This window comes from Clostridium chromiireducens (assembly GCF_003575225.1).
Classification (GTDB): domain Bacteria; phylum Bacillota; class Clostridia; order Clostridiales; family Clostridiaceae; genus Clostridium; species Clostridium chromiireducens.
This window is the reverse complement of sequence record NZ_QXDJ01000002.1, coordinates 824,308-850,362: the sequence shown is the minus strand read 5'-3', so window position 1 is coordinate 850,362 and position 26,055 is coordinate 824,308. Positions and strand designations below refer to the sequence as shown.

Genomic DNA, 26,055 nt, shown 5'->3' with positions numbered 1-26,055 from the left:
TTTAGCCTAAAAATTCTCATAATTACTCTTTAGTATTATAATCATTATTTTATATATCTACGCTAAGAAAAATAAAATTAGTAAAATATTTTAATATAGTATGTAATTAGTTAAATGTTTAAATATTTTATAAATTTATTGAGTTTTTAATATTGGGTGTTTTTATTTAATGATCTTGGTTGCGCTTCGCGCTTTTTTTAGATGCATGCTTTTTTAGATTCAATGATCTTGGTTGCGCTTCGCGCTTTTTTTAAAGGTGTATATTTTTTTAGAATTTAATGATCTTAATTGCGCTTCGCGCTTTTTTTAGATGCATGCTTTTTTAGATTCAATGATCTTGGTTGCGCTTCGCGCTTTTTTTAAAGGTGTATATTTTTTTAGAATTTAATGATCTTAATTGCGCTTCGCGCTTTTTTTAGATGTGTATATCTTTTATATTTTTAATCTGGTATAATAATGTAATGTTTAAATTTAACGCATATTAGCAATACTAAAAGATAGATAATCCCTTGTAAAATAACTTATTTTATGTTATTTTTTCAAATGGAAGTTATTATAGATTTTTTATTATTCAAATATTAAAATACTGAAAGAGGTGCTTAACCATAAATACAAATTATAAAACTCAAGAAAATAAATATACGCCAAAAGGTAACTTAACTGAAATTACTGTGCTAAAGAAGGATGGATCTGAACTTACTTGTAAAATAGATACATATGATGCCGAAAGAGTAAAGCAAGAAGGAATTTGGTTTGCTGAATGGCATAAAGATTTCAATAACTACTTAGTACAAACTCAATCTGTAACTAAGGTTAACGGCAAGACTACGGCTACTAAAAAAACTATTCACTCAGTAATTCTAGATGTTGATCCAAGAACTCCTATAAAGCATTTAAATGGAAATACATTAGATAACAGAAAAGAAAATTTAGAAGTATACAATAGAACATCTAAAAATGATTGTACAAAAATAGATCATGAAACAATGGGAATTATCTTAAGGGATAAATTCGGAAATCACAAAGAAACAGCCTTAATCTCAATGGAAGATGTAAATAAGGTCGTAAGGGATAATTATAACTGGGTTATATATAAAAAAGGTTCTGAATTAATGGTTGTAGCTAATACTCCTGAAGGCAGAATTCGTTTAGATAACTTAATTATGAATCCTGATGAAACAATGAAGGTGCATCACATAAATCTAAATCCTTTAGATAATAGAAGAAAAAATTTAGAAAATCAACCTATCTAAAATTTGATAAACGTGAATATAAGTCATTAATTAATACTAATAAAAAGGGAGGACATTCTATTTATAATAATAAGTGTTTTCTCTTTTTTTTATTTAATAAATATGAGAATTATGTCACTTCTATTAACAATTTATTGGAATTTTGTTATTTTTATTTAAGAGAATTAGGTGTAAACTATTAAGTAAGAGAATTTGTGTGACTAAATATGAGGTGATTAATTTGACTAAATTTGAAATACTATTTGGGGATATCACTAAGATTAAGTTTGATGCGATTGTAAATGCTGCAAATGCATCTTTACTTGGTGGTGGCGGAGTTGATGGTGCAATTCATCGAGCTTGTGGTGATAAATTACTTGAAGAATGTAGACATTTAAATGGATGTTTAACAGGAAAATCAAAAATAACTAAATCCTATGGGCTGAGAGATTATGGGATATCATGGGTAATACACACCGTTGGCCCCATTTACAGAAATAATGGCACAGAAGAAAAATATTTACGAAGTGCGTATCGCTCAGTTTTTGAAATTGCAGAAAATTATTCAAATTACTATGCTAAGCAGTGTAATGAAATCTTAGATAAAAATCTTTATCGTTTTAATACAAGCAGGCAAAAAGATCTTTTAGTAAAAGAATTTGAAGATTATATAAAAGAACATCCAATTAGAACTATTGCTTTACCCTCAATAAGTACTGGCGCATACTCATACCCACTAAAAGATGCTTGTAGTATAGCCTTAGATGAAATTCTAAATTTTATCGAAAATTCGCCTGAAGTTTTTGATAAAATTGCAATGGTCTGCTTAGATGAAAAGACTTATGATATGTATCAATCTTTATATCAAGAGAAGCTATAAAAATACAAACATAAATGCTTGTTTATCATTTATAAATCAAAATTAATAGCAGGTTATCCTAGTTTTGCTTGTCCAAATCTAAATTTGATTCATGCAAAACTAAATAACCTGCTATTAATATTTTCTATTAATCCATATAGAATTAAATCTGCATTTATTTTAAGTATATATTAAAGTCTATGCAAAATATCTATCTAAAAGTCCTTTGAATGCTTTTCCATGTCTAGCTTCATCTTTACACATTTCATGTACTGTATCATGGATAGCATCTAAGTTTAATTTTTTAGCAAGTGTTGCTAAATCTTTTTTACCTTGACATGCACCATGCTCTGCATCAACTCTCGCTTGTAAGTTAGCTTTTGTATCTGCTGCTACTACTTCACCTAATAATTCTGCAAATTTTGAAGCATGTTCTGCTTCTTCAAAAGCTATTCTCTTATAAGCTTCTGCTACTTCTGGATATCCTTCTCTATCAGCTTGTCTTGACATAGCTAAGTACATTCCTACTTCTGTACATTCACCAATAAAGTTTGCTTGTAATCCATCAATTATTTCTTTATCCACACCTTTAGCAACTCCGATTACATGTTCATCAGCAAAAGCTAAGTCTCCACTTTGTTCTACGAACTTGTCTGAACCTACCCCACACACTGGGCATTTTTCTGGTGCTGCTTCTCCTTCATAAATATATCCACACACTGTACAAACGAATTTTTTCATAATTTATTCCTCCTAAAATTTTAATTTATTTTAATTATATTTACTTATTTTTCTTTTGTTAATTTATTAATATTTAGCTATCTGCTACATTTGTTATTATATAATAATTATTATCCGCTGTAAAGAGTTTTTTAATAAATATTTGAAATTTATAACGAAATATTTATTAAACTCTATTATATCCCTATAGATCCTTTTTACTCCAAGAATATTATACTATTGTCCGTTAGTAAAAATGCATGCAGCAACATTTCTGACCACAAAAATTTCAGCCTAAATAATTCATTATTTCACTTGTACCTCCAGAAGATGATATAACTAGTTATATAGATGTTACTATACACGTACTTTAATATAATTACAAATACCTTCTCTAGTATTAAACAATAACACTTTAAATTGTTAATAATATCTGAATGTTTTATTATATATCTATAAACTTTATTGTTTGAATATTGATATTTACTGTATAATGTATTTATACTTAATTTTAAAGGAGTGTTTTTATTGTTTGGATATGTAACTCCCTTAAAGGCAGAAATGAAAGTAAAAGATTTTGCTAGATTTAAATGCTATTATTGTGGTTTATGTTGTCATATTAAAAATGAATTCGGTAATTTGCCTAGGATGGCTTTAAATTATGATATGACTTTTTTAGGCTTGTTATTGGACGCATTAATCCCTGAAGAATTAGAGGTTTCGAAGTATAGATGTTCACTTCATCCCACTGAGAAAAAAGCTGTAATTGTAAATAATAAAGCTTTATCCTACGCAGCCGCTATGAATATATCTTTATTTTATTACAAGCTTTTAGATGATGTTAATGATGATAAAAATATAAAGAGTAAATTTTTCTCAATTCTTTTGTCGACATATAAAAGAAAATTTTCTTCTTCAGTTATAAATATTAATGATAAAATTATGGAATCGCTAAATAAGCTTTCCACCTTAGAGAGCACAAAATCCTTTGCCTCTATTGATGAAATATGTGATCCATTTAGTGATTTAGTCGGGATAATCTTGCGAGACTATCCTTTTGAATTAATAAACGATTCTCCTGAACTAAGAAATACTTTATATAGTTTAGGGTATTCTATAGGCAAATGGATTTATTTAATTGATGCTTTAGACGATTTAAAATCTGATATGGAAAAAGGAAAGTTTAATCCAATAGATTTTTTATATAATAAAGATGCCTTAATATACGATAAATTTATAGGATTGATAAAATCAAAAATAGAATTTACAATTTTAAATTGCGGCTATAGCTGTAAAGAAAATTTAGAACGCTTGAAACTTAGGAGAAATGAAGATATATTATATAACATAATAGAATTAGGCTTAATGGATAAATATAACAATATAATTAATCATCCAGAAACTACTAATGAAACTAAAAGGAGAGATTTATAATGAATCCATATGAAATATTAGGCGTAAAACCAGGTGCCAGTCAGGATGAGATAAAAAGTGCTTATAGAAAATTAATTAAACAATATCATCCTGATCAATTTGGTGATAATCCTTTAAAAAATTTAGCTCAAGAAAAAATGATTGAAATTAATGAGGCTTATGAAAAATTAACCAAGAACCCAAATGCTAATTATAGCAATAATTCTTCTTATAATAATTCTTCTAGCAGCTTTTCTGATTTTCAAGAAATAAGAAGATTTATTCAATCTGGAAATTATGCAGCTGCTGAAAGCAGATTAAATTCTAATAATAATAGAAATGCAGAATGGAATTATTTATATGGCGCTGTACTTTTAAACAAGGGATGGTTTGATTCCGCTTTGGAACATATGAATACAGCGGTAACTATGGATCCAAATAACTTCGAATATAGACAAGGTTTAAACTCATTGAGGCAAAGAGGAAACAATTACTCTAATCCATATTATAGAACAACCAACACAAACAATGCAGACATGTGTAACTGTTGTATAAATCTTTGGTGTTTAGATTCTTTATGCGAATGTGCTGGTGGAGATTTGATTGGCTGTTGCTAATCTTTAGTTTGTTAAGGCTTTCCCATGAAAATTCACAGTACAAACTTGTACTTATTTAAAGAGGTGAATAATTTTATGAATGCAAAATCTATTGCTGAAAGTGGAATATTAGTGACTTTAACTCTAATAATACTTTATGCTGCTTCTATTATGTCAATAAGTACTTTATCTATTTTGACAGTTGCTTCATGCTTAATTCCTATATCAATTATTAGAACTTCAATTAAAGGAACAATACTGGTTTATATTGCATCCAGTATATTAAGCTTTTTCTTAACTCCAGTTAATATTGCTTTTTTATATACTTTATTTTTTGGTATTTATGGGATAGTAAAGTACTTTATAGAAAAACGCAGAAACATTGTTATAGAGATATTCTTAAAGTTAATTTCTTTTAATATTCTACTTTCTCTAATGTATTTTGTTATCTCAAATTTCTTAGATACTTTTAATATTAAATCGCCTATCTATTTAATGTGGATAGCAGGACAAATCGGCTTTTTAATATATGATTATGCCTTAACTCTTATAATAAGTTTTTACTTAAATAGAATTCACAAGCATGTTTAAATATAGGTGTGCAATAATTTGCATAAAGATGTTACCATCTTTTAGTAATGTCTAAAAAATAAACATAATAGTGAATTTATCAATATTATATAGATATTTTGCATTTGGTGAAAGAAAACTCTAAAGTCAGTTTAGCAAAAATCATATAATTCAGATGACTTAATGCATATAGACAAACTATATTTAACTTGTCTATATGCAGCTTTTATCATTCCTTATATTTTGTAATTAATTTATTTAAAAATTCAACTGTTTTGACTGGTGCTTTTCCTACTGATGTTTCACCAGCTAATAGAAATCCTGTAGCTCCTATCTTTATGAAATTATATATACTTTCCACTTCTGAAATAGCCGGCATTTTTCCGCTTTTCATACTATTAAAAAGGTGAGTTCCGATGATTATATCTTTTCCCTTATCCTTAATAACTTCTTTTATTATTTGCTCTTCATATACTGGCGTATCTTCAATTGATGTTTCTGGAATAAGATCTCCTCTGCCTATTACAATTCCATCTGCCTCAGTCAAAATAGTTTTTATATTATTTACGCCATTTAAGGTTTCAATCTTTGCCCAAATTTTTGGTTGAATACCACCTTCCATATTTTTATTTAAGAATAGTTTTATATCTTCTATATCTTCTTTACTTTCAACAAATGATTGGCATATAATATCTACTTTATTTTTTATTCCCCATCTTATTGCATTCTTATCATTTTCACTTAATGAGAAAGCTTTTCTTTCTAAATTTTTTATATTACAGCCCTTCCCTTTTCTTATTATCCCCCCTCTTATTGTAACAACCCTAATAAGTCCATCTTTTTTACCTATAACATTAAAAATCATGGTATTATCTTTTATTCCTATTTGTTCATAGTCCTTTTCATTTAATATTTTATTTTTTATATTTAATGGAATTATCTTTGTTTTTATTTTATTAGTATCTTTGTTTATCTCTTCATATTTATCTTCTCCACAAAAATAAATTTCTTCTCCATCATAAACTTTATATATATATTGAAATTTACTAGATACTCTTACTTTATTCCCTGAAAGGTCCAGCACAATTTCTATGTTATCTTTTATTTCCTTCGCCATCTCAAAAAATTCTAAAAATTCTGTTGCACTTCCGTGTATAAAATTAAATCTTAATGCATTTACGCCACTATCTATTATACCTTTTAGTATAGTTCTATCTTTTACATTTGGTCCTACTGTTCCTATTATATACATACTGTCCCCCAAATTTATCATTACTCTTATTCATATTATAAAATAACGTTAATTATCACCTATTCATTGTCCAAAATGTTCTAAAATATAATACAAAGAATAAATTAATAATGAATAAAGTATTTCAAGGAGGTCTTTTATTTGAAGAAATTACATTATATTTTTATTGTTCTTTTTCTTTTTTCCACTATTAGTGGTTGTAGCTTACAAGATCCTAAATACATAAGTTTATCTGTAAAACCGAACAATCATTATTATATTGATGAAATTAGAAATAAAATATTAAATAATGAAAAGTTTACCCTTTATGTGTTTGATACAAACTTATATAAGGAAATAGATGTTCCTAGTGATGAAAATATAATAATTGAAGATTTTATTTCTTCTTTAACTAGTGATAATTATTCTGATGAGGCTGCTGATAAAAAAGAGCCTTACAGAATAAAACTTATTTTTGATGATAAGAAACAGTATTTAATAAAAGTTTTTGATGATTGTCTCATATCTGTTTCTCCATGGGATGGAAACTTTAAAGAAGATATAGTATCAATAAAGAATTTACCTTTAAGATATAATCTTTTCGACTTCTGCAATCATATTGCAAACGAACCCTTAACTAAATAAACCCAGTAATATTAACATTTACAAAATATCGATAAAATTTTTGCCCCTTATAACATAGTACTAGATATTATATAAAAATATGAAAAGGTACTTTTATTTGTGAACATCCATAAAAAATTTAAAACCTATTATAAAGAACATTGGTAGACTGCTCCTTATAATAGGTTTGTTAAACTAATGCAAGAAATATTTATCTTCACTTTACTACTAATAATCTCTGGTCATCTTACTCTTATCTAATAGTTTGGATATACCAGTCTTTTCCCAATCCGATATCTCACTAGTAGCTTCATCAAAAGTTCTTCCTTGCCCTACAAGTATACCTACCATGATATATTTCTGAAATAAATGTTCTAAACTAACTCCACCATTAGCTTCTTCTAATGCATCATCAACTAATGGAGTAATATATCCAATCCAATCATCAGGGCTAAAATCATATGTATCTGCCAGTGCTACCCTAGCTTTAGAAGCAGTATTTATATTTTTACTTTCTGTAAGTATTCCAATCTTAGGTATTCCGCTAAGTTCTGTAATAACTCCATGATGAGAATTAAATTCGGTTGTTAAATCTTTCCCAGCAGTAAGATCAAAATGCTTACCTCCTGACCATGATTCTACTTTACTTAAATCATAGACTATACCATCAACTGCCACATAAATTGGCTTTCCATTACTTCCATCATATTGTGCTAATTCTTCTAAAGTAAATTGTTTTTGTTGCCTGCAATAATTTTCTCGTATAAGATCTTCGATTGTTTTTAAATCAAAATAAATAGACATAAATACCCCTAAACTATTTTTATCTATAAACATTTTATTAATATAATAATGATAATATGATACTTGTTTATTAATGTAGAATTTTTCTAAATATTGTACTACTTCTTAATTTCTATTATTATCAAATAGAAATTAAGGAATAATCTATAAAAACCACTCAAATTTAACACAACTTGAGTGGTTTTCTTATTAAGACCTTTCAAAACTTTATCTAAAATTATATTCTGTAACAATACTTTCTCTATTCTTAGTTTTATCATTAAAGTATTCATAAAAAGATAATGCTAAAAAGCTTCCTGTGATATTATACACCTTACTAAATCCTAAGTTTTGAAGTGCTAAAGTAGCATTATAACTTCTTTGTCCTGTCCTACAATGTAGATATACTGGTTTATCTTTTGGTATTTCATTTATTCTTTGTCTTAATTCACTTAATGGAATATTTACTGCATTTTTAATATGGCCGCTTGCAAACTCGCCTCTTTCTCTTACATCTATTATATGAGAATCATGCTCTACAAGGCCTCTTACTAAATCAACATTAACCTGTTTAAAGTCACCATTTAAGAGATTAGAACCAACATATCCTGCATAGTTAACCACATCTTTTGCAGTAGAAAATGGTGGTGCATAACACAATTCTAAATCTTTTAAATCTTCTAAAGTGCCTCCAAATTTTATAGCTGTAGCAATTACATCTATTCTCTTTGTGACATCACCTTTACCTATAGCTTGAGCTCCTAAAATCTTTCCTGTTGGAACTTCAAATAATAATTTTAAGTGCACTGGTGATGAATTAGGCATTATTCCTACTTTATCTGTAAGTATAACCCTTACAACATCATATTGTATTTTCATATTTAAGACATTTATAAGCGCTTCATTTAGGCCTGTCGATGCTCCATTATAATCAAAAACTTTTATAGCCGATGATCCTATATAGCCCTTATTTATTCCCTTCTTTCCGTTCATATGGTCTGCAACGGATCTTGCCTGCTTTTGAGCTGGTCCTGCAAGGGATAATTTTTGTACGGAATGAGTTAATGAATTATAAACTTCTATTGCATCTCCAACAGCATAAATATTCTCATCATTTGTTCTGTAATTTTGATCTACCTTTATTGCACCTGTTTCGCCAATGTCCAATGCTGCTTCTTTAGCTAAAGCAGTTTCAGGTGAGACACCAATAGCCATTACTACAACTTTAGCATTAACTTTTTTACCTGATTCTAAAACTACTGTATCCTTTTCAAATTTTTCAACTTTATCTCCTACAATTAAATCTATTCCATGATCATAAAGTTCTTTATGAAGAATTTGAACCATATCATAATCAAATGGCCTTAATATTTGATCTGTTCCTTCTATAAGTGTCACATTATAATCAGCTTCCCTTAAATTTTCAGCTGCTTCAACCCCTACATATCCACCGCCAATAACGACTATGTCTTTTGCATCCATTGATTTAATGTATTTATTTAGTTTATCTATATCAACTACATTTCTTATTGTAAAAACATTCACTTCTTCTATTCCTGGAATATTAGGTACAATTGGCTTAGCTCCTGGAGATAACACTAACTTATCATAGTTCTCTTTATATGTTTCACCAGTTAGTAGATTTTTAATAAGTGCATATTTTTCTTCTTTATTTATAGATAACACTTCATTATTTACTCTAGCTTGAATATTATATTGAACTAGAAATTTTTCTGGACTCATTAAAACCAATCTATCAGCTTCATCTATTAACCCACTTAAATGATATGGTAGGGCACAATTCGAAAAAGATACATGTGGCCCTCTTTCAAACATTATTATTTCATCTTCTTCACTAAGCCTTCTAAGTCTTGCTGCAGCTGATGCTCCCCCTGCAACTCCTCCAACTATTAATATTTTCTTCTTCATAATCACGAACCTCCTATTTTATCATAAAAGTCATTTATTTACTTCCATGACTTTATTATATATAAATCTCTAGAAAATTTATGCGATCTAGTCACACACATATACTATAGCAAAAGAAAACAAACTATTTTCTTTTAGTTCCTGCATATGACCCCATTCCACCTGAAACATTGACAACATTAAATCCTTGACTTGTAAGTGTATTACATGCTCTTGCGCTTCTGCCACCTGATTGGCACATTATGTAGTATTCTTTACTTTTATTTAAATATTTTTCTGGCTCATTTAAAAGTTTACCCATTGGTATATTTTTAGCACTTTTTATACTGCCACCCTTATATTCATAATCTTCTCGGATATCAATCAACTCAACCTTTCCTATTAACTCATCAATATCATTCACATTAATTACTCTTCCATTATCCTTCTTAAATAATCCAAACATTTTAATTCCTCCTCAAATTTTTCTTAATTAGTATTTCTTAAATCATTAATATCATTAATTTTTTATTATTTCATTTAAATCTTTTAATAATATTATTCTTTTTATCTATTTTCTCTAATACTGGATAATTGCCAGATAAAGCTTGTATATAACTTGATTTATCATCTAATATATCTAACTTACTATTCCTAGTGTGACTCCTTGATATTATTATATACTAGTATCTCAAAAACATTTGTGATTTAGTCACACAAATAAAATCCATTAAAAAAAAGAGGATATATTATTCTCAGTTTCCTCTCTTCTTATTATTAAACTATTTAAAATGCCATAATGACCATGCAATTTTAACATTTCGTACCTTAAAACAGAATCATTCCTATTTTATAGTAATGTTATTGTATCCTATGGCTTTTTTAGGGCATGCTATAGCACACTTTCCGCATTGAATACAATCTGGATGGCTTAATATATCACCTTTATAATCATATGGAACTAACCCTAATGGACATTTCTTTTCGCAAATTTTGCAAGATACACATGTATCTGATACATGCAATACGTTTTTACTTTTTCTAAATTTTCCTGTGATTGATGCTAAAGTTCCCATAGGACAAAAGCTGCACCAAGTTCTATGATTGAATACTAGGGATAATGCTATACCTATTATAGTTGTTACTACAATCAATCTATAAACGACCATTCCTATTCCATAAAGGTTCCCCCAATTTTTATATACTCCTGAGGTAAACATTGTCATCATTATTGTTAGAATAACCGCTCTAAAATAATAGGATTTAAAAAACTTAGGCGGCTTTCTCTTATTACTAAATTTTGATACTACGTTATCATAAAAATTTCCTCTTGGACATAAATTTCCGCACCAAAATCTCCCCTTATAAATAGATACAATTACTGGTGCTATCATACAAATTAAAGCCACCACTGCAAATCTCAAATCAAACATACCTAATACTATAAATGCGATTAATAGTGTAAATGAATACTTCTTCCATAACTTTAAAAATTTTTCCAAATAAAATCCCCCCGATTTGTTATTTATTAAATAAGCGCTTTCTATTTTTTTACCTTCGCTTTTTTGGTTCTCTTTTATTCTAATAAATATCGCTATTCTTATCTGTGACAATGTCACTCAACTAAAGTATTATCATTTTTCACTCAAACAAAAGTATGTCTTATTCGAATTATCACTTAATTTAATTATCTTAACTTTTCCCTAGCCCCTTCTACTTCAAAATCTGGAATTATGTTTTTAATGTCTTTTAATTTAGTATCTTTTGAAATAGACATAGGTAAATCAAGCTTTTTATAAACTTCATTTAAATCCATGTTTAATCCAATTGATAATTCATTTAAGGTCATATAACCTTTTATTTCTTCTGGATTTATTTTTGTTCCAGAAGTTATAGGCGGTGGAGTAATTTCATATACTCCCATAATTTTAGTGATTCCAATTCCACCAAAGAATAATACAAATACAAAAATTAGTACGAATATTGGTTTGATGGCTTTGTTCCTAATCTTAAATTCTAAAGTATTATTTTTAGGACATGAAAGTATACAGATTTGACAATTGATACATTCAGCTGATTTTACTTCTTTCTGCTCTGAAACTTTAATATTAACAGAGCAATTTTTATTGCATATACCACAATTAACACAAGTATTTTCATTTCTTGTAATTTTAGCTGGACTTAATTTTGAAATCATTCCATAAACAGCACCCATAGGGCAAAGATATTTACAAAAAAATCTATCATATAATAAAGACCCTATTAAGATAACAATTAATATAATCAATCCAATTAAATATTCATCAATTAAAGATTCTATTCCAGCAGATACATGTCCATATGCAGCCCAAGGATCATATGGATTTACCCATAACCCAGCTGTATTCCATGCAAAATATAAGGTAACTAGAAGAACAAGATATTTAAGATACCTTAAAGGCTTATCTACTTTTTCTGGCATAATAAACCTTTTTCTAAATAATTTCTTTCCTATAATCCCGAAGAATTCTTGAAGAGCGCCAAATGGACAAATAAGTCCACAAAAACTCCTTCTAAATATTAATGCTATTATTAGTGTTATTATCAAAATAACTACTGTACCTGAAAATATCTTTTCTATAAAGGTGCCTCCAAAAATCAAACTATAAAGTGACTCTAATCCTCCATAAGGGCACAGAGCATGTATCGATGGTTCCTTACCTCCTCCCAGAAGTTGGTGAAGATAAGCTTCTACAGTACTATGTATCAAAAATATCGCAAGTAGAATATAACGTAGACTTTTTAAAACTTTATTATTTGGCATTTGTTTTCCCCCTAATACTTTTTATTTGTTTCCATTCAATAGTTTTTATGAATTTATATTCTCTTTATAAAAAGTAATTCTATTTCCTAAGTTTAAACTCATCATAAGACAATTCTCCCTTTGCAAGTTTTTCACATGTTGAGTTATTAATACCTTTACTTTCAATTTCATTTTTAATATTTAAAAATTCCTTGGTGTCTATGGCACAATGTGCATATCTTTTTAAAAGTATAGTAGTATAAGGATTCGAATCCTCTGTATCTTCAATAACAGCTTTTCTTTCAATATACTCATCAGCATTGATTATACCTGCAGCATATTTTTCTTTAAGAATATCAATTAATATTATTGCAAATGGATTTTCAGTTTTCTTATTTCTTAATAAAATGAATAATAAGACTGCAAAAATCATTAAAATAAGCATTAAGATATACGAACCCCAAAATCCATATCCCATATGATATCCATGTCTCACAAAATCACCTCTTCCTACATAATTGAAAATGAAATAGTTATTGTTGTGCCTTTTCCTAAATCACTTTCTATAGAAACACTTCCATTTAAAACCTTTGCTAATCTTTTTGCTATTGAAAGACCAAGACCAGTTCCACCTGCATTTGCATTTCGTGCTTTATCAGCCTTGTAGAATTTTTCACCTAAATACTGAATTTCATCGTTAGGTATACCAATTCCATTATCTTTTATGGTTATATAAATATTTTTGTTATCTGCATATGTTGTTACTCTTAAAATACCTTTATTTTCAGAAAACTTAATTGCATTGTCTAAAAATATGATTAACAGTTGTTTTAATTTATCATAATCACTTAATAATGTTGGTAAATTTCCCTCTAAAGACAATTCCAAATCTATCTGCTTATTTCTTATTAATGGCCTAAGGCTTCTTATAGTATCATTAATGAGCATATTAACATCTAATTCACTAAAATCAATTTCTAATTTGCCTGAATCCAATTTACTTAAATTAAGTAAATCTTTAACCATTCTTTCTAGTCTATTTGTTTCTTTTATGAGAGTAACACAGGTATTTGCTACATGTTCTGGCTTTGTCATTCCATCTGCAATAGACTCTAAATTACCTTTTATAACTGTTAAAGGAGTCCTAAACTCATGGGAAACATTTGAAATGAAGTCCTTACGCATTTGTTCAAGTTTTTCTTTTTCACTTATATCTTGTATAAGAATGACACCACCTATAATCTCATTTGAATTACTCTTTATAGGAGACAATGAAAATCCCAACACCTTACTTTCATGCTCTTTTATTATTACTTTTTTCTCATTTTTTAATATAGCAGAATTGAATTCTTGAATTACATCTAATTCTGCTAATATTTTAATAACTTCATTTTCATCTACCATTTTATATGAAAGCAGATTTATAGCAGCTTCATTTATATTTATTATCTGTGAATTTCTATCCAAAGCTAAAATTCCATCACTCATGCTTGTTATAATATTACTTAATTTGTTTTTTTCTTCAAAAAGCTCATCTATAGTATACTTAAGCTTCAAAGACAACAAATCAAATGAATTCGATAATTCCCCTATTTCATCCTTTTGATATATGTTTGTTTTTATTCCATAGTGACCCCTTGCTAATTCCAAGGCAGATGAATTAATTATCTTTATTGGTCTAGAAATATTCCTAGAAAAATAATATCCTAATACCCCTACAAGGATTGTTTCACCTAAAACTGCTAAAATTAAATTTAGAAAGAATTTATTCATGGAATTTGATAAATCAGTTATTGATGAATTTAGAATTACAGCTCCTATTATGGTATTACTCTCTTTTATTGGAACTGCTATTGTCATTATTTCTTCATTATAATAAGGATTATAACCTTCATCATACGCTTCTTCTCCATCTAATACTTTGCTATTAATATCATTATATAAATCCGTTATTTCTGAATCATTAATGTACTTAATATCATTGTCAGTATCCGATGCAGTTATAATACTCTTATCTGTATTAAGTATCCAAATCTTTGCATTATCAATATCATTTAGTAAATGTATCATTTTTATAAACTCTTCATTATTTGAAGAATTCCCCACGTATGGTTTAATAGTTTCAGAAATTGCTATTGCATGTTTTTTCATATTATTTTTTTTAACTTCATAAATATTATTTCTAAATATATTTAAAGCTATAATACCTATAAAAAGAGTCGAAACTACGACAATTACTAAAAATCCAAGTGTTAGTTTGAAAGTAATATTTTTCTTAAACATCTTTCACCTCAAATTTGTACCCCATACCCCATATAGTTTTAATATCCCAATTATACTGTCCATTAATGTCAAGCTTTGCTCTTATTCTCTTTATGTGAGTATCAACTGTTCTTGGATCTCCAAAGTAATCGATTCCCCATACATTATCTAAAAGATCATCCCTTTTAATAATATTATTAGGTGAACTTGCAAGCATCCATAAAACTTCAATTTCTTTTTTCGTAAGATTTAAATATACTCCTTCTAATTTAACAGCATAATTATTTATATCTATTTCAAGTGATGAATATTTAATTAACGATAGCTTATTATTTTCAATAGGAGTAATGCGTCGTAGTATTGCTCTTATTCTAGCCACTACTTCTCCAGGGCTAAAAGGCTTTACAATATAATCATCAGCACCAGAATTTAATCCTAGTATCTTATCTGCATCTTCGCTTTTAGCAGTTATCATTATAATTGGAGTATTTGATTCTTCTCTAATTCTATTGCAGACTTCAATTCCATCCATTAATGGCATCATGATATCAAGTAAAATTAATACAGGATTATAATGTTTAAATTTTAATAATGCTTCTTCCCCGTCAAGTGCAAAAATCACATTAAATCCTTCCCTTTCTATATAAGGTTTTAAAATTTTAATTATTTCCATATTATCATCAGCAATCAAAATATCTTTACTCATTTTTATCACCTCACATCTTTTTTTTGATGTTCCTATGGCAAAATTATATCATCAACTGTAATTAAAATTGTGTCCTAATTGTGTACTTTTATTTCACAATTAGGACACTTTTACATATTAGAAATGATTTATTATTAGGGTGTAGACAATATCAAACTAAAAAACAGTTTAACAAACTTTCGCACTAACTTAAAATTTAAGGAGGACTATATAATGAAATCAAAGAAATTAATATTAGGATTAACTTTAGCTATTACAATGGGGTTAGGTGCAACTGCCTATGCAGCCAGTACAGAAATAACAACATCATCATCAACTGCTACTCACCAAAGAGCTGGACTTGGAAGAATTACAGGAATGAGAGGTTATGATTATATAGAATCAATATTAAAAAATAACCTTGGTATGACAGATGCAGAAATAACAGCGGGGCTTAATTCTGGAAAAACAATGTATACTTTAGCAGAAGAAAAAGGAATGACAGAAGATCAATTTAAATCAGCTCTACTTGAAGAAAGAAATAAAGCAGTTGATAAAGCCGTTGCAGATGGCACTATAACAAATGAAGAAGGTGTTTTACTAAAAGAAACTTTAAAAAATAATCTTGATAATTGCACTGGAACCCCAGGTCAAAAAACAGGCAAAAATGGAGCTGGACTCAAAAATGCACAAGGAACTGGACATATGTCAGGTGGTGGATTTAGAGGTACAGGTAATTGTTACATTGATAATACTGTAAAATAAATATAATCTAATAATACAACCAAAGAATGAGACTTAATGTTTCATTCTTTTTTATGTAAAATACATTAAGGCTCAATAGAAGCCGTTACTTTTTATCTTACATGATTTTTTACCTGAAATTAGGCAAAAAGGACAAACATCAAATACACCTGATAATATAGGAATTATACCTATTAGCCCTAAATACTTTAAATTCCCTTCTCCCCAAAACAAAATACTCAATAGCATTAATCCTGGAGTAAATTTCATTATTCTATTTATGTGTCCAACATTCTTCATTTAAAACACTCCTCTACTTAAAATCACTTTACTTTTTAATTCTAACTTAGCAAAATCTAATTCACTTTTCTGTGATAAAATCACATCCAATTTCTCTTATTATGTATTAATATAAATTATGATTATACTTAAGAATTTATATTACTTAAGTTGTATAATATATATGTTGCTATGTTCAACACTCAATGATCATTTAATTGAGATTTCCGTTTAAAATCATTAAGTTTTGAATAATTATTTCTGCAATATATATACGATTAAAATAAATTTTAGGAGGTGCATTTTAAAAAATGGCACATAAGTTTGATGCAAAGAATAAACATAAACTTGACAATGAAAAGCGAAGAGAGCTTTTACCACCAGAACAAACCCTTATAAGTCTTCATTTGCAGGAAGTAGATATAATGGCTGATATAGGCTGCGGTATTGGATATTTTACTATTCCAGCATCCAAAATTGTTGGAGAAAACGGTAAGATATTTGCAATGGATATATCGCCTGAAATGCTTAAAGATGTTGAAGTTAAAATTAGCGATAATAATATATCAAATGTAGAAACGATTTTGACAGAAGAAAATGATTTAAAATTAGAAGATAATAAAGTGACATTTGCTTTTATAAGCCTTGTATTACATGAAGCTAATGAAAAAGAAAACTTTATAAGTGAGATAAAAAGAATTATATCTCCTGAAGGGAAAATTGCTATTGTCGAATGGGAAAAAATTAATAGCGATTTTGGACCTCCTATTGATCATAGATTAGATAAAAAGGATTTAATAGAGGTACTAGATAAACTTGGATTTACTAATATATCTACTATAAATATTGGTGTGAATTTTTATGGTATCATAGCTCAAAAATAAGTCAATTATCCATAAACCTGCTTTTTGCAATATATCTGCTATTTGCATAATTCTTGCATTATTTTATACAAACCTTGCTGATATAGGAAAAGCATAGATCAAGGTTTAAATTCTCATTATTGTTATACTTTCTCACTAATAATAAACAAAAGACTTTGCGCAATTTACACGAAGTCTTTTGTATCTAAATTTACAAACATATGTGAGAGTATATTTCTTTGCTACTGGCAATCAATTTAAAATTCATTAACAAAAATATCTACTCATCTTACTCATTTTTAGTAATTGAGAGGTTCCTGTCTTTTCCCAATCTTCTACTTGTTCAATAGCTTCTTGAGGCTTATTCCCTAAGCCAACGAGTACACCTGACAATATAAATTCTTGGTATAAATGTTCTTGGTTAATACCTTCTTTTGACTCTGCTAAAGCACGATTAACTAATGGTGTAATATACCTTACCCAATCATCAGGAGTAAAATTAGCAGTATTTGTTGTACTTGCTGCATTAGTTACACTACTACCTTCATTATTAGTTGTATCTGTTATCGTATTTATCTTCTGTTTCATTAAATTTTCATTCATATTAGAATTATTACTTGTACTATTTAATGTAAATAAATAGTTATATTTAGATGCATGTTTTAATTCATCTGTAATTATATCAAATAATACATCTTTGTATGCTCCCATAGGAAGTCTTCTCCTAATAGCTTTATACCTTTCCACAGCTCCTAATTCTCCAAATAAAGCTTTCTTAATACCATCTAAATATGATTCAGGAGTTTCAAAAGTTTCTTCTTCTCCTACTGGGACTTCCATACCTGTAAAGTCTTGATATATTATTCTAAATATTCTGTTATGTCTGCGTTCGTCATCTCTAATAGATGCTATTATTTCCCTTTCTTCATCTGTTGGTGCCTGACTAATTAGATAATCATAAAACAATTCGTCTTCTCTTTCTCCTTGAACTGCTTTTCTTATGCCTTGAAGTACAATCTGTAACTGCTCATCATTAGTAGTTTGATTATTTGTATATTCCATAAAATGTTATTAATTCTCCTAAAATAGTTAACTCACTTATATTGTATTAATTCTACATTAATTTGTGTATTATTACATTTACATAGAAATTAAATAATATATTCATTTCAATATTCTACGATACTATATTTTGAAATGAGTTCTCATAATCCATTTTGTAAGATTTAATGATATACAATATTTTAACGTTAAGCCTTTGTTTCATTTGAATTAGAATTTTGAGTGTTTTGAGTATTGTTCTCATTTTGTGCACTTTGCTCATTTTGTGCCGTATCAGCTCTCGAAGCTATACTTAATCTCTGTAGCTGAATTAATGCCAGAATATCACCTATACTAGTGAAAAAGAGTGCCAATACTCCTAACCGGTCACCTTCAGGATATTGTTTTGCAATTCCTATAGATAGAACCGCTGTTAATGCAGTGAGCTCCTCTGGCGATAAATCAAAAATATCCATAAATATTACCTAAATAATTGTTTATAATTTATTTATATACATTACTTATAATAAAAGTTCTAAGCGAACTAACTATTTCAATCTATTTTCTTTTAATTTACCAATCTTATTCCAAGATTTTTATAAACTTCATTGTCTTATCTAAATTTCATCACATACCACTTCATTCCATCACTATATATATCATCAAATCTCCAGGATAATGACAAGAAGATTAAATTTCTTGGTATTCATAATAAACTTAATGGCAAAGAGAAAAAGCACTAATGATATAGTACCTATCATTTATTAAGTTCCCAGTCAGACCAGAATGCATAAATCTAATTTTCACTAAGATTTCCCCTATTACCAATTATAGTTAAACTTATTTATAAAGTTTCTCAAATTCATCAAAGTAATTAGGAAAGGTTTTTGAAACACAGTCAGGATCGGCAATAATAGTGCCAGGGATTTTAAGTCCAGCAATAGAGAAACTCATTGCCATTCTATGATCATCATAAGTATCTATTGTAACATTTTCTTTGTAATTATAGCTTGGTTCAATAATTATTCCATCCTCTAGTTCAATCACCTTTGCACCGAGTTTTGTAAGTTCAATATTTAAAGCTTTTAATCTATCTGTTTCTTTCAAACGCATATTATAAACATTTTTGATTTCTGTTTTTCCTTCTGCAAATAAGGCTGTAATAGCTAAAGTTTGTGCTACATCAGACATATGATGCATATCTACTGAGATTCCTTTAAGTTTACCTGTTCCTTTAACAACAACAAAATTCTCTCCATAAGTTACTTCAGCGCCCATTTCATGAAGAATATCTAGTAATTTTATATCCCCCTGCATAGCATTTTTTGATACATTATTAACTTTTATTTGACTGCTTGTAGCAGCTGCTATAGCAAAAAAATATGAAGCAGATGAGCAGTCACCTTCAACAATATATTCTCGCCCTTTATACTTTTGTCCAGCTTTAATAAAAAATTCCTTGTAGTTTCTATTTTGAACTTCAACCCCAAAATCTTTCATCATTTTTAAAGTTATATCAACATAAGGTATAGACACAAGTTTCCCTTGAATTTTAATCGTAACATCCTCTTTAGCATAAGGTGCAGAAAGTAAAATTGATGTGAGATATTGTGAACTTTTATCACCTTTTATGTAAAGTTCACCACCAGAAAGACCTTTTGCATTTATTTCAAAAGGTGGATAACCTTCTTTTTCTTTATAAGTAACATCTACTCCTAATTCAAGGAGTCCATCCACTAAATCTTTAATAGGTCTCTGTTTCATTCGTTGAATTCCTGTCAAGCTCACTTTACCCTCGCCAGTTGAAATATAAGTAGGTAAGAATCTCATGGCAGTTCCTGCATTTCCTACAAAAAGTTCTGTGTCTGAAAATATTCTATTCTTATTACTTTGAATTACTACTGTTCTGGTATTTTCATCAATAGTTACGTTGTTCCCCAATTTTCTTATAGCTTCCATCATATATTTAGTATCATCAGAAAAAAGCATATTTTTTAGTATAGTAGTACCTTCTGCAAATGCAGATATGACTAGTGCTCTATTAGCCACTGATTTTGATCCAGGTATATCTACTTCTGCAATGAAATTTTCACCAGTATTAACTTTATATATCTTATTAGACATTGAATACCTCCTAATTATGTAGCAATTTATTATGAAATATATAGTAACTAATATCGCTCATAATAAGTTTATGAATAATAGAATTTGAATTCTATTAATGCTCGTTCACTGCGTCAATAGAATTCGATAACTCTACGAAATTGGAATATAGCTTTATTCAATTTCAAGTGAATACGTTAATTCTTCTCTATCCTCTTTAGAAGATTTGTTCCTACGCCCTTGCATTTTACTAACTAATGACATTCCTAATCTCTCCATAACTCTATATGAACCGATATTTTCACTATCACAGTGTGCAACAAACTTTCTGACTCCGAGTTCTTGTATTGCAAAATTCAAGATTCCTTTTGCAGCTTCTTCTGCATATCCATTTCTCCAGTATTTTTTATTTATTATCCAGCCAATGTTCCCTTCCCCATTATCTTTATTAATATAAATGCTGACAGCACCGATGTGTTCCCCATCAAGCAGAATAGCATATTCATAAAACTGAGGGCTAGCCTTTTGCCATTCTTCCTGTACCCTTTCTAAGAAATCTTTCGTCTCGCTTACGGTAGTACTTGGTAGGCATTTCATATATCTTGTGTTATCAAAATCACTCGCATATTCATGTGTAGATATAAGATACTGTGGTCCTAACGGGACTAATAATAACCTTTTAGTATTTATATTCACTAGCTGATTCTCCTTTATAAATTACTATTTATCTTTCAATTAATCCTATAACACATTTTCAAAATGTTATACAAATCAATGCTCAAAGAACAATTTTTATTTACCATCCGAAACTCGGCTTAGTATTATTAGCCTAATGGGGACGGGATTACAATTATTAAAATTATAACGTTTCTAATTTCCAATCCTGAGAAGCTTAGCGAGACTTCGCTTAGCTTCTCAGGTATAGCTTGGCTGTTTCTTCACTCCAAGCCGTACGGAGTTTTCTTGTTAGGAGAAGTTTTTATTTTTTAATATTACTCAAATAAATTTTTTATTTTAAATCTTATCTTTTCATATGGCGGAACAATTCCAAGTGAAATAAAAAATATATCTGTAAATGCAATTACATTTGTTAATGCCCAATCTACACAACCATACGATAAGCATTTATCCGGGAAAAAGGGATTGTTATCTCCAGTAAATTTATTTATTTGAAATTTATACATTAATAGTTTTTCTAATTTCTGCCGATCTTTTGTATTATTTATAATATCTCTTGTTACTACCCATTCAGGTTCAAAATGAATCAATGCATTTCGAAGCTTAATCAATACTGAGATATCTTGTCCAGGCGAACAACCAAAATTAATTTTGTCTCTTTTACAGAGAGTTAATGCAATTTGATATTTTTCAACTATGTTATAACTGGCAGTTCTCGGTATTCCTAATTCCCACATTTGCCCTAATGAATCAATATATTCACTTGGCAAGTCTCTTACAATTCCTTCTGGATTATCATATGAATCTGAAAAAAATTCATTTATTAATGCCTCTAAAAAGGAAACTGCACTAAAAATTGCACTTGTACAAAGAGAGCGATGCTTTAAAAATTCATACTCATTATATTTCTTATTTAAATTATTTTCTAATTCTCTTATTTCTTTTCTGTATAACGCAGTAGATATTAAATGCTGAATTGAAAAATATGTTCTAACAGAAATGTTATCATTATCTTCTATATCGATAGCATCTTGAATATTACCAGAGCGTTTAATTCGAATTAGATTAGATAGATGGTGTTTAATTTTTTTCCTAGTTATTTCTCCAAACCATGAATCCTGATGGAAATCTTCCTCAATTACAGCTAAAGTTTCATATGTATATGGGAATATATCGACCTTATCCTTATTAATATATGGAAATATAAACTGTTGAGGTATGTACTTGTCTAAATTCTCAGTAACAAATTCAGTCTCCCAGAGTTCTCCACCTGATGATTTATCAATAACACAAAATACAGGGTAATAAGTGTTATCATTAGCCTTTAATATTGCCTTTGCATAGATAAATTCCTCGTCAATTATTTCTATGGATTCTTCAGGTAGTTTTCTCAAATAATTGTAAGCTTCAATTCTGGTTATAAATCCCCCAATAATAACTGGTGGTTTTGCTCTAAGACACTCTTCAAATTTTCTATCTTCCTTTGCTCTTTCATTATCTATATCCGCAAATATTTGAGAATATATATTATCTCGACACTTTTTACACATTCTATTTAACTGTTTAAATTCTTTTCTTTCTTTATCATAGTTAGATAGTTCAAATATTAGTTTTTCGTCCTTACAACAATCACAAATACCATAGCATTTCTGTATTTTTGAACTAGCCCAATCAACTATTTGTTTATCTATTGAATCTCCTTTATTTACATACTTTAGAAAAGATTCATTTGCACTATTCTCAAAAACAACTGCTATATCATCTTCAAATATATCAATTCGATAATTTCCCCACATTTTAATAGAAGTCATTTTATATTTGTGTTTTTTATAAACTATTGTATTAGTTTCTTTAAGTTTTTCATTCCAAATAAACATTATTAAATCTCCCTTAATTCGTCATTATTGCGACTAACTACAGTATTTTCAAAACTCTTAAAACAGCTATTCATATTCACTTTTTCAACTTCCCATTATCGACATTACAGGTATCCCCAAATTAGTTTTATCTACTTTTTACAAAATAACAATGATACACTATTTTTCCCATAAATATCATATCAATATTATACTACAAAGTTTTATTATTTTACCTATATTTCCCTTAATAATTTTTCATTATTTTCACACCGCATTATTCGAATTAAATATTTAACCACTCTCCATCAATTTCTTTCCAACTATTTTGAGATGTATAATAATATTTATTTATTACATCTATTCAGTACCACCATCCAACCTCGTTCCTATTCCAACCAATTTTCCATTCTCCATTATTCATATTATCTGCTCCAACTAAGCCATTAATAATAGCTCTAGCAATAACTTCTGGATTATAACCCTCTAAATCAGAACTATCAGCAAATAAACATTCAACTAAGATCGCTGGCATAACAGTTTTATTCAAAACAATAAGATTTCTTGTTTTGACTCCTCTATTAGGTAAATTTAAGGAACTAGCTAGTGCATTAGTTATCTTTGCTGCATACTGATTATCTACTTCTGACTTTCCAGTAACGCATACTTCGGGCCCTGTTCCTCCCCCTGCATTAATATGAATTTCTACATATAACTCAATACTTAAAGATTCTGCTATATAATTTTCTTGATTTGTTCTTTCATAGCAATCTTCACAGTTATAAATATTACTTTTATCAAGCTTACCAATAACTCCACATCCAATGTTCCCACTTGCTGTATGCCCTACAGCTATTATAAATGAATGTTACAAATCCCTTTTTAAATGTGTTTCCTTATATAATTTAGAAAAACATAGATTTGTTGCTTATGCTACAAATGCTATTAAAAATAATATGAATGATTTAATTAAAAGAATGAAAACTAGAAGCTCTACTGATGGAAATGATGCACTAAGCCTGCATAACGATGTTGAAATAGATCTCACATCTCAAGATATTAGCCTAGAAAATTTATTCTGTGATAAATGCGATTATGAAGATTTGATACTTGCTCTTAAAAATTTAAATGAAGAATAAAAGGAACTCATTGATTTCATATTCTTTAAAAATAATACCGTTCAAAGTTATGCTTACTATAAAAATTTATGCTACTCTACTGCTTGTCTAAAAAAGAAAGTTACTTTAAAGAAGATTTTTAAATTTATTTCTCTATATTATAAATACCCTAATACACAAAAATCCGAGGCCAACCTTGGATTTTTTGATTTCACTTATGTTCCAGCATTCAAATCTATTTTTATCTAATCAAATGTGAAATTACCCACAACTCTAGTTATCCTTTCTACATATTTATCAACTAATTCATTAGCCTCATTACAAATATCTTTAAGTCCACATGCCTCACATTTTATAATCCCTTCATCAAGTAAAGAACAACTAAGTTCATCCTCAATTGTTGAATTTCTAGTAGCTAAAGCAATTTGCTTTTTATCAAATCTTTCTTCTTCCTGTGACTTCATTTTAATTTCATTTCTAACCATACCAACACACTCCATAATTTTATTAGCAGCTTAAAATATTATTAGCTTCTACTATGGATATATATTTCATTATAAAAAATCACATTAAATTAAATAGCTTTTTTCATATTAATATACCGCAAGGCCTCATTTTTCAAGCATATTCTGAAGAATATATATTCTTTAGAATATCTATGGTGTAGAATATTTATTCTAGTATTCTGCAGAATATTTATGGTCCACAATATTAGAATATATACCTTTTAATCATATAACTTTATTAGAGTACCAATAAAAGGAGATATATTATGGCCAAGAAAAAAACATCTAAAGTACAAAAAAATGATTTTGCTCCTGAAAAGGACCTTGATATATGCGGATGTACTTCTGAACCAATTGAAGTTGGCGATTGTATTTCATCATTTTCATTTGATGATGATTCAAGTGAAAAAGTTTCTATATCAAGTGATAAAAATAATGCCATTGCTATTTCACCATAAGTCACTAAGAACATGGATTTTTATACTTCTTCTGTAAATAACGAGGATGGACAAATCACTATAATTTCAGCAGACAGAAATATATTAGAACATAACAGAAAAACTCCAATAGCAAAAGTAATATTGATAAACAAAAGTTTTTTCTACTGAATAAATTATCTTAATTTTCCCTTATACTAACAATAAAGTTTTTTATTCTTATTTAGGTTAAAAAAGCTATAATATAAAAATTTAAGGAGGATTTTAAATAGTAATGGCGAATTATATACATTGTAAACATTTACTGGTGTTTGCATAAATATAATTATTGATAAATTAAAGGGAGGCAGAATTATGAAAAATTTATTTAAATGTACTGTTTGTGGATTTATATGTGAAGGTGTAGAAGCTCCAGAAAAATGTCCAAAATGTGGAGTTACTAAAGAAAAATTTGTTGAATTAACTAGTGAAGAAGCTAATAAGATTTATCAATCTGATAGAACTAACGATATTCACTTAGAGATCATTAATTTGGCTGATAAAATTTTCAAGCTTTCTAGAGAAGGAATAAATATTAATTTAGATCCTACTTGCGTATCTGCCTTTGAAAAAGCTAAGAATGATGCTTGGACCATAAAACAAATATCTAAAGCTGAATTAGCAGCTCATATGAATAAAGGTAAATGGTAAGCTTATATAATTATAAAAGCCTATTGATTTAGAACATATTAATTAAAAAGCTGAGAATCTTTAAATTTAAGGATT

The 26,055-nt window shown here is 28.4% G+C and carries 28 protein-coding genes and 2 pseudogenes; 12 read left to right on the top strand and 18 right to left on the bottom strand.

The features are described from left to right. Positions 1-605 precede the first annotated feature (605 nt). Complete coding sequence (locus D2A34_RS09255; RefSeq protein ID WP_119366423.1) at positions 606-1,253, top strand: hypothetical protein; 648 nt, start codon at positions 606-608, stop codon at positions 1,251-1,253. A 220-nt stretch (positions 1,254-1,473) separates the two neighbouring features. Then, positions 1,474-2,112, top strand: a complete 639-nt coding sequence (locus tag D2A34_RS09250; RefSeq protein ID WP_119366422.1) for a macro domain-containing protein — start codon at positions 1,474-1,476, stop codon at positions 2,110-2,112. A gap of 177 nt (positions 2,113-2,289) precedes the next feature. On the opposite strand, the gene D2A34_RS09245 is transcribed toward D2A34_RS09250, so the two are convergent. Further along, entirely contained in the window at positions 2,290-2,832 is a 543-nt protein-coding gene (locus D2A34_RS09245; RefSeq protein WP_079437846.1) for an NADH peroxidase, read from the bottom strand. A gap of 507 nt (positions 2,833-3,339) precedes the next feature. Between D2A34_RS09245 and D2A34_RS09240 the strand changes: the two genes are divergently transcribed. The 3 genes from D2A34_RS09240 (at position 3,340) to D2A34_RS09230 (ending at position 5,411) form a co-directional block, all read left to right on the top strand. Further along, a complete protein-coding gene (locus tag D2A34_RS09240; RefSeq protein ID WP_119366421.1) occupies positions 3,340-4,245 on the top strand; it encodes a DUF5685 family protein in 906 nt (301 codons plus the stop codon). After that, on the top strand, positions 4,245-4,841 hold the full coding sequence (locus D2A34_RS09235; RefSeq protein ID WP_119366420.1) for a J domain-containing protein: 597 nt from the start codon (positions 4,245-4,247) through the stop codon (positions 4,839-4,841). The genes D2A34_RS09240 and D2A34_RS09235 overlap by 1 nt, the downstream gene beginning before the upstream one ends. A 75-nt stretch (positions 4,842-4,916) precedes the next feature. After that, on the top strand, positions 4,917-5,411 hold the full coding sequence (locus D2A34_RS09230) for a hypothetical protein (RefSeq protein ID WP_119366419.1): 495 nt from the start codon (positions 4,917-4,919) through the stop codon (positions 5,409-5,411). A gap of 208 nt (positions 5,412-5,619) precedes the next feature. On the opposite strand, the gene D2A34_RS09225 is transcribed toward D2A34_RS09230, so the two are convergent. Further along, positions 5,620-6,642 carry a pyruvate kinase gene (locus tag D2A34_RS09225; RefSeq protein WP_119366418.1) on the bottom strand — a complete coding sequence of 341 codons (1,023 nt, stop codon included), beginning with the start codon at positions 6,640-6,642 and terminating at the stop codon, positions 5,620-5,622. 141 nt (positions 6,643-6,783) lie between these two features. Between D2A34_RS09225 and D2A34_RS09220 the strand changes: the two genes are divergently transcribed. Further along, positions 6,784-7,266, top strand: coding sequence for a DUF4883 family protein (locus D2A34_RS09220; protein WP_119366417.1), 483 nt, complete (start codon positions 6,784-6,786; stop codon positions 7,264-7,266). A 207-nt stretch (positions 7,267-7,473) separates the two neighbouring features. Here the strand turns inward: D2A34_RS09220 and D2A34_RS09215 are convergent, their stop codons facing one another. From D2A34_RS09215 to D2A34_RS09175, 8 genes are all read right to left on the bottom strand, one after another. Continuing rightward, positions 7,474-8,049, bottom strand: a complete 576-nt coding sequence (locus tag D2A34_RS09215; protein WP_119366416.1) for a cytochrome b5 domain-containing protein — start codon at positions 8,047-8,049, stop codon at positions 7,474-7,476. 207 nt (positions 8,050-8,256) lie between these two features. Next, positions 8,257-9,957 (bottom strand): FAD-dependent oxidoreductase, encoded by a 1,701-nt coding sequence (locus D2A34_RS09210; protein WP_119366415.1) that lies wholly within the window; start codon positions 9,955-9,957, stop codon positions 8,257-8,259. 124 nt (positions 9,958-10,081) lie between these two features. Then, positions 10,082-10,402 (bottom strand): rhodanese-like domain-containing protein, encoded by a 321-nt coding sequence (locus D2A34_RS09205; RefSeq protein WP_079437838.1) that lies wholly within the window; start codon positions 10,400-10,402, stop codon positions 10,082-10,084. A gap of 379 nt (positions 10,403-10,781) precedes the next feature. Further along, positions 10,782-11,438, bottom strand: a complete 657-nt coding sequence (locus tag D2A34_RS09200; RefSeq protein ID WP_079437837.1) for a 4Fe-4S binding protein — start codon at positions 11,436-11,438, stop codon at positions 10,782-10,784. 185 nt (positions 11,439-11,623) lie between these two features. After that, a complete protein-coding gene (locus D2A34_RS09195) occupies positions 11,624-12,739 on the bottom strand; it encodes a 4Fe-4S binding protein (protein WP_119366414.1) in 1,116 nt (371 codons plus the stop codon). Between the two features lie 79 nt (positions 12,740-12,818). Further along, positions 12,819-13,214 (bottom strand): SHOCT domain-containing protein, encoded by a 396-nt coding sequence (locus tag D2A34_RS09190; RefSeq protein WP_119366413.1) that lies wholly within the window; start codon positions 13,212-13,214, stop codon positions 12,819-12,821. A 14-nt stretch (positions 13,215-13,228) separates the two neighbouring features. Then, positions 13,229-15,001, bottom strand: coding sequence for an ATP-binding protein (locus tag D2A34_RS09180; protein ID WP_119366412.1), 1,773 nt, complete (start codon positions 14,999-15,001; stop codon positions 13,229-13,231). Further along, positions 14,994-15,686: a response regulator transcription factor gene (locus D2A34_RS09175; protein ID WP_119366411.1), complete on the bottom strand. Its 693-nt coding sequence runs from the start codon at positions 15,684-15,686 to the stop codon at positions 14,994-14,996. The genes D2A34_RS09180 and D2A34_RS09175 overlap by 8 nt, the downstream gene beginning before the upstream one ends. A gap of 213 nt (positions 15,687-15,899) precedes the next feature. Between D2A34_RS09175 and D2A34_RS09170 the strand changes: the two genes are divergently transcribed. Then, entirely contained in the window at positions 15,900-16,430 is a 531-nt protein-coding gene (locus tag D2A34_RS09170; RefSeq protein WP_119366410.1) for a hypothetical protein, read from the top strand. Between the two features lie 72 nt (positions 16,431-16,502). On the opposite strand, the gene D2A34_RS09165 is transcribed toward D2A34_RS09170, so the two are convergent. Further along, a complete protein-coding gene (locus D2A34_RS09165) occupies positions 16,503-16,709 on the bottom strand; it encodes a YgaP family membrane protein (RefSeq protein ID WP_119366409.1) in 207 nt (68 codons plus the stop codon). A gap of 290 nt (positions 16,710-16,999) precedes the next feature. Here D2A34_RS09165 and D2A34_RS09160 point away from each other — a divergent pair, with 290 nt between their 5' ends. Next, positions 17,000-17,572, top strand: a complete 573-nt coding sequence (locus D2A34_RS09160) for a class I SAM-dependent methyltransferase (protein WP_119366408.1) — start codon at positions 17,000-17,002, stop codon at positions 17,570-17,572. A 246-nt stretch (positions 17,573-17,818) separates the two neighbouring features. On the opposite strand, the gene D2A34_RS09155 is transcribed toward D2A34_RS09160, so the two are convergent. From D2A34_RS09155 to D2A34_RS09130, 6 genes and pseudogenes are all read right to left on the bottom strand, one after another. Beyond that, a complete protein-coding gene (locus D2A34_RS09155; RefSeq protein WP_119366407.1) occupies positions 17,819-18,613 on the bottom strand; it encodes a ferritin-like domain-containing protein in 795 nt (264 codons plus the stop codon). 188 nt (positions 18,614-18,801) lie between these two features. After that, positions 18,802-19,068: a hypothetical protein gene (locus tag D2A34_RS09150; RefSeq protein ID WP_079437831.1), complete on the bottom strand. Its 267-nt coding sequence runs from the start codon at positions 19,066-19,068 to the stop codon at positions 18,802-18,804. Positions 19,069-19,432: 364 nt separating this feature from the next. Continuing rightward, the gene (aroA, locus tag D2A34_RS09145; protein ID WP_119366406.1) at positions 19,433-20,716 is read right to left on the bottom strand and encodes a 3-phosphoshikimate 1-carboxyvinyltransferase; all 1,284 of its coding nucleotides are present in this window, start codon (positions 20,714-20,716) and stop codon (positions 19,433-19,435) included. Positions 20,717-20,869: 153 nt separating this feature from the next. Further along, complete coding sequence (locus tag D2A34_RS09140; protein ID WP_182629332.1) at positions 20,870-21,391, bottom strand: GNAT family N-acetyltransferase; 522 nt, start codon at positions 21,389-21,391, stop codon at positions 20,870-20,872. Between the two features lie 296 nt (positions 21,392-21,687). Beyond that, complete coding sequence (locus D2A34_RS09135) at positions 21,688-23,250, bottom strand: hypothetical protein (RefSeq protein WP_119366404.1); 1,563 nt, start codon at positions 23,248-23,250, stop codon at positions 21,688-21,690. Positions 23,251-23,527: 277 nt separating this feature from the next. Beyond that, positions 23,528-24,088, bottom strand: a pseudogene (locus D2A34_RS09130) (N-acetylmuramoyl-L-alanine amidase); the annotation flags it as partial. On the opposite strand from D2A34_RS09130, the pseudogene D2A34_RS09125 reads away from it, so the two are divergent. Next, positions 24,084-24,596, top strand: a pseudogene (locus tag D2A34_RS09125) (sigma-70 RNA polymerase sigma factor region 4 domain-containing protein); the annotation flags it as partial. The pseudogenes D2A34_RS09130 and D2A34_RS09125 overlap by 5 nt on opposite strands. Here D2A34_RS09125 and D2A34_RS09120 read toward each other — a convergent pair. Next, positions 24,593-24,832, bottom strand: a complete 240-nt coding sequence (locus tag D2A34_RS09120) for a hypothetical protein (RefSeq protein WP_119366403.1) — start codon at positions 24,830-24,832, stop codon at positions 24,593-24,595. The pseudogene D2A34_RS09125 and the gene D2A34_RS09120 sit on opposite strands and share 4 nt — an antisense overlap. Positions 24,833-25,119: 287 nt before the next feature. On the opposite strand from D2A34_RS09120, the gene D2A34_RS09115 reads away from it, so the two are divergent. From D2A34_RS09115 to D2A34_RS09110, 3 genes are all read left to right on the top strand, one after another. Beyond that, entirely contained in the window at positions 25,120-25,311 is a 192-nt protein-coding gene (locus D2A34_RS09115; protein ID WP_119366402.1) for a hypothetical protein, read from the top strand. A gap of 12 nt (positions 25,312-25,323) precedes the next feature. Then, on the top strand, positions 25,324-25,461 hold the full coding sequence (locus D2A34_RS26640) for a hypothetical protein (protein WP_182629331.1): 138 nt from the start codon (positions 25,324-25,326) through the stop codon (positions 25,459-25,461). A gap of 183 nt (positions 25,462-25,644) precedes the next feature. Next, entirely contained in the window at positions 25,645-25,980 is a 336-nt protein-coding gene (locus D2A34_RS09110; RefSeq protein ID WP_079437824.1) for a rubredoxin-like domain-containing protein, read from the top strand. The last annotated feature ends 75 nt before the right edge of the window (positions 25,981-26,055 follow it).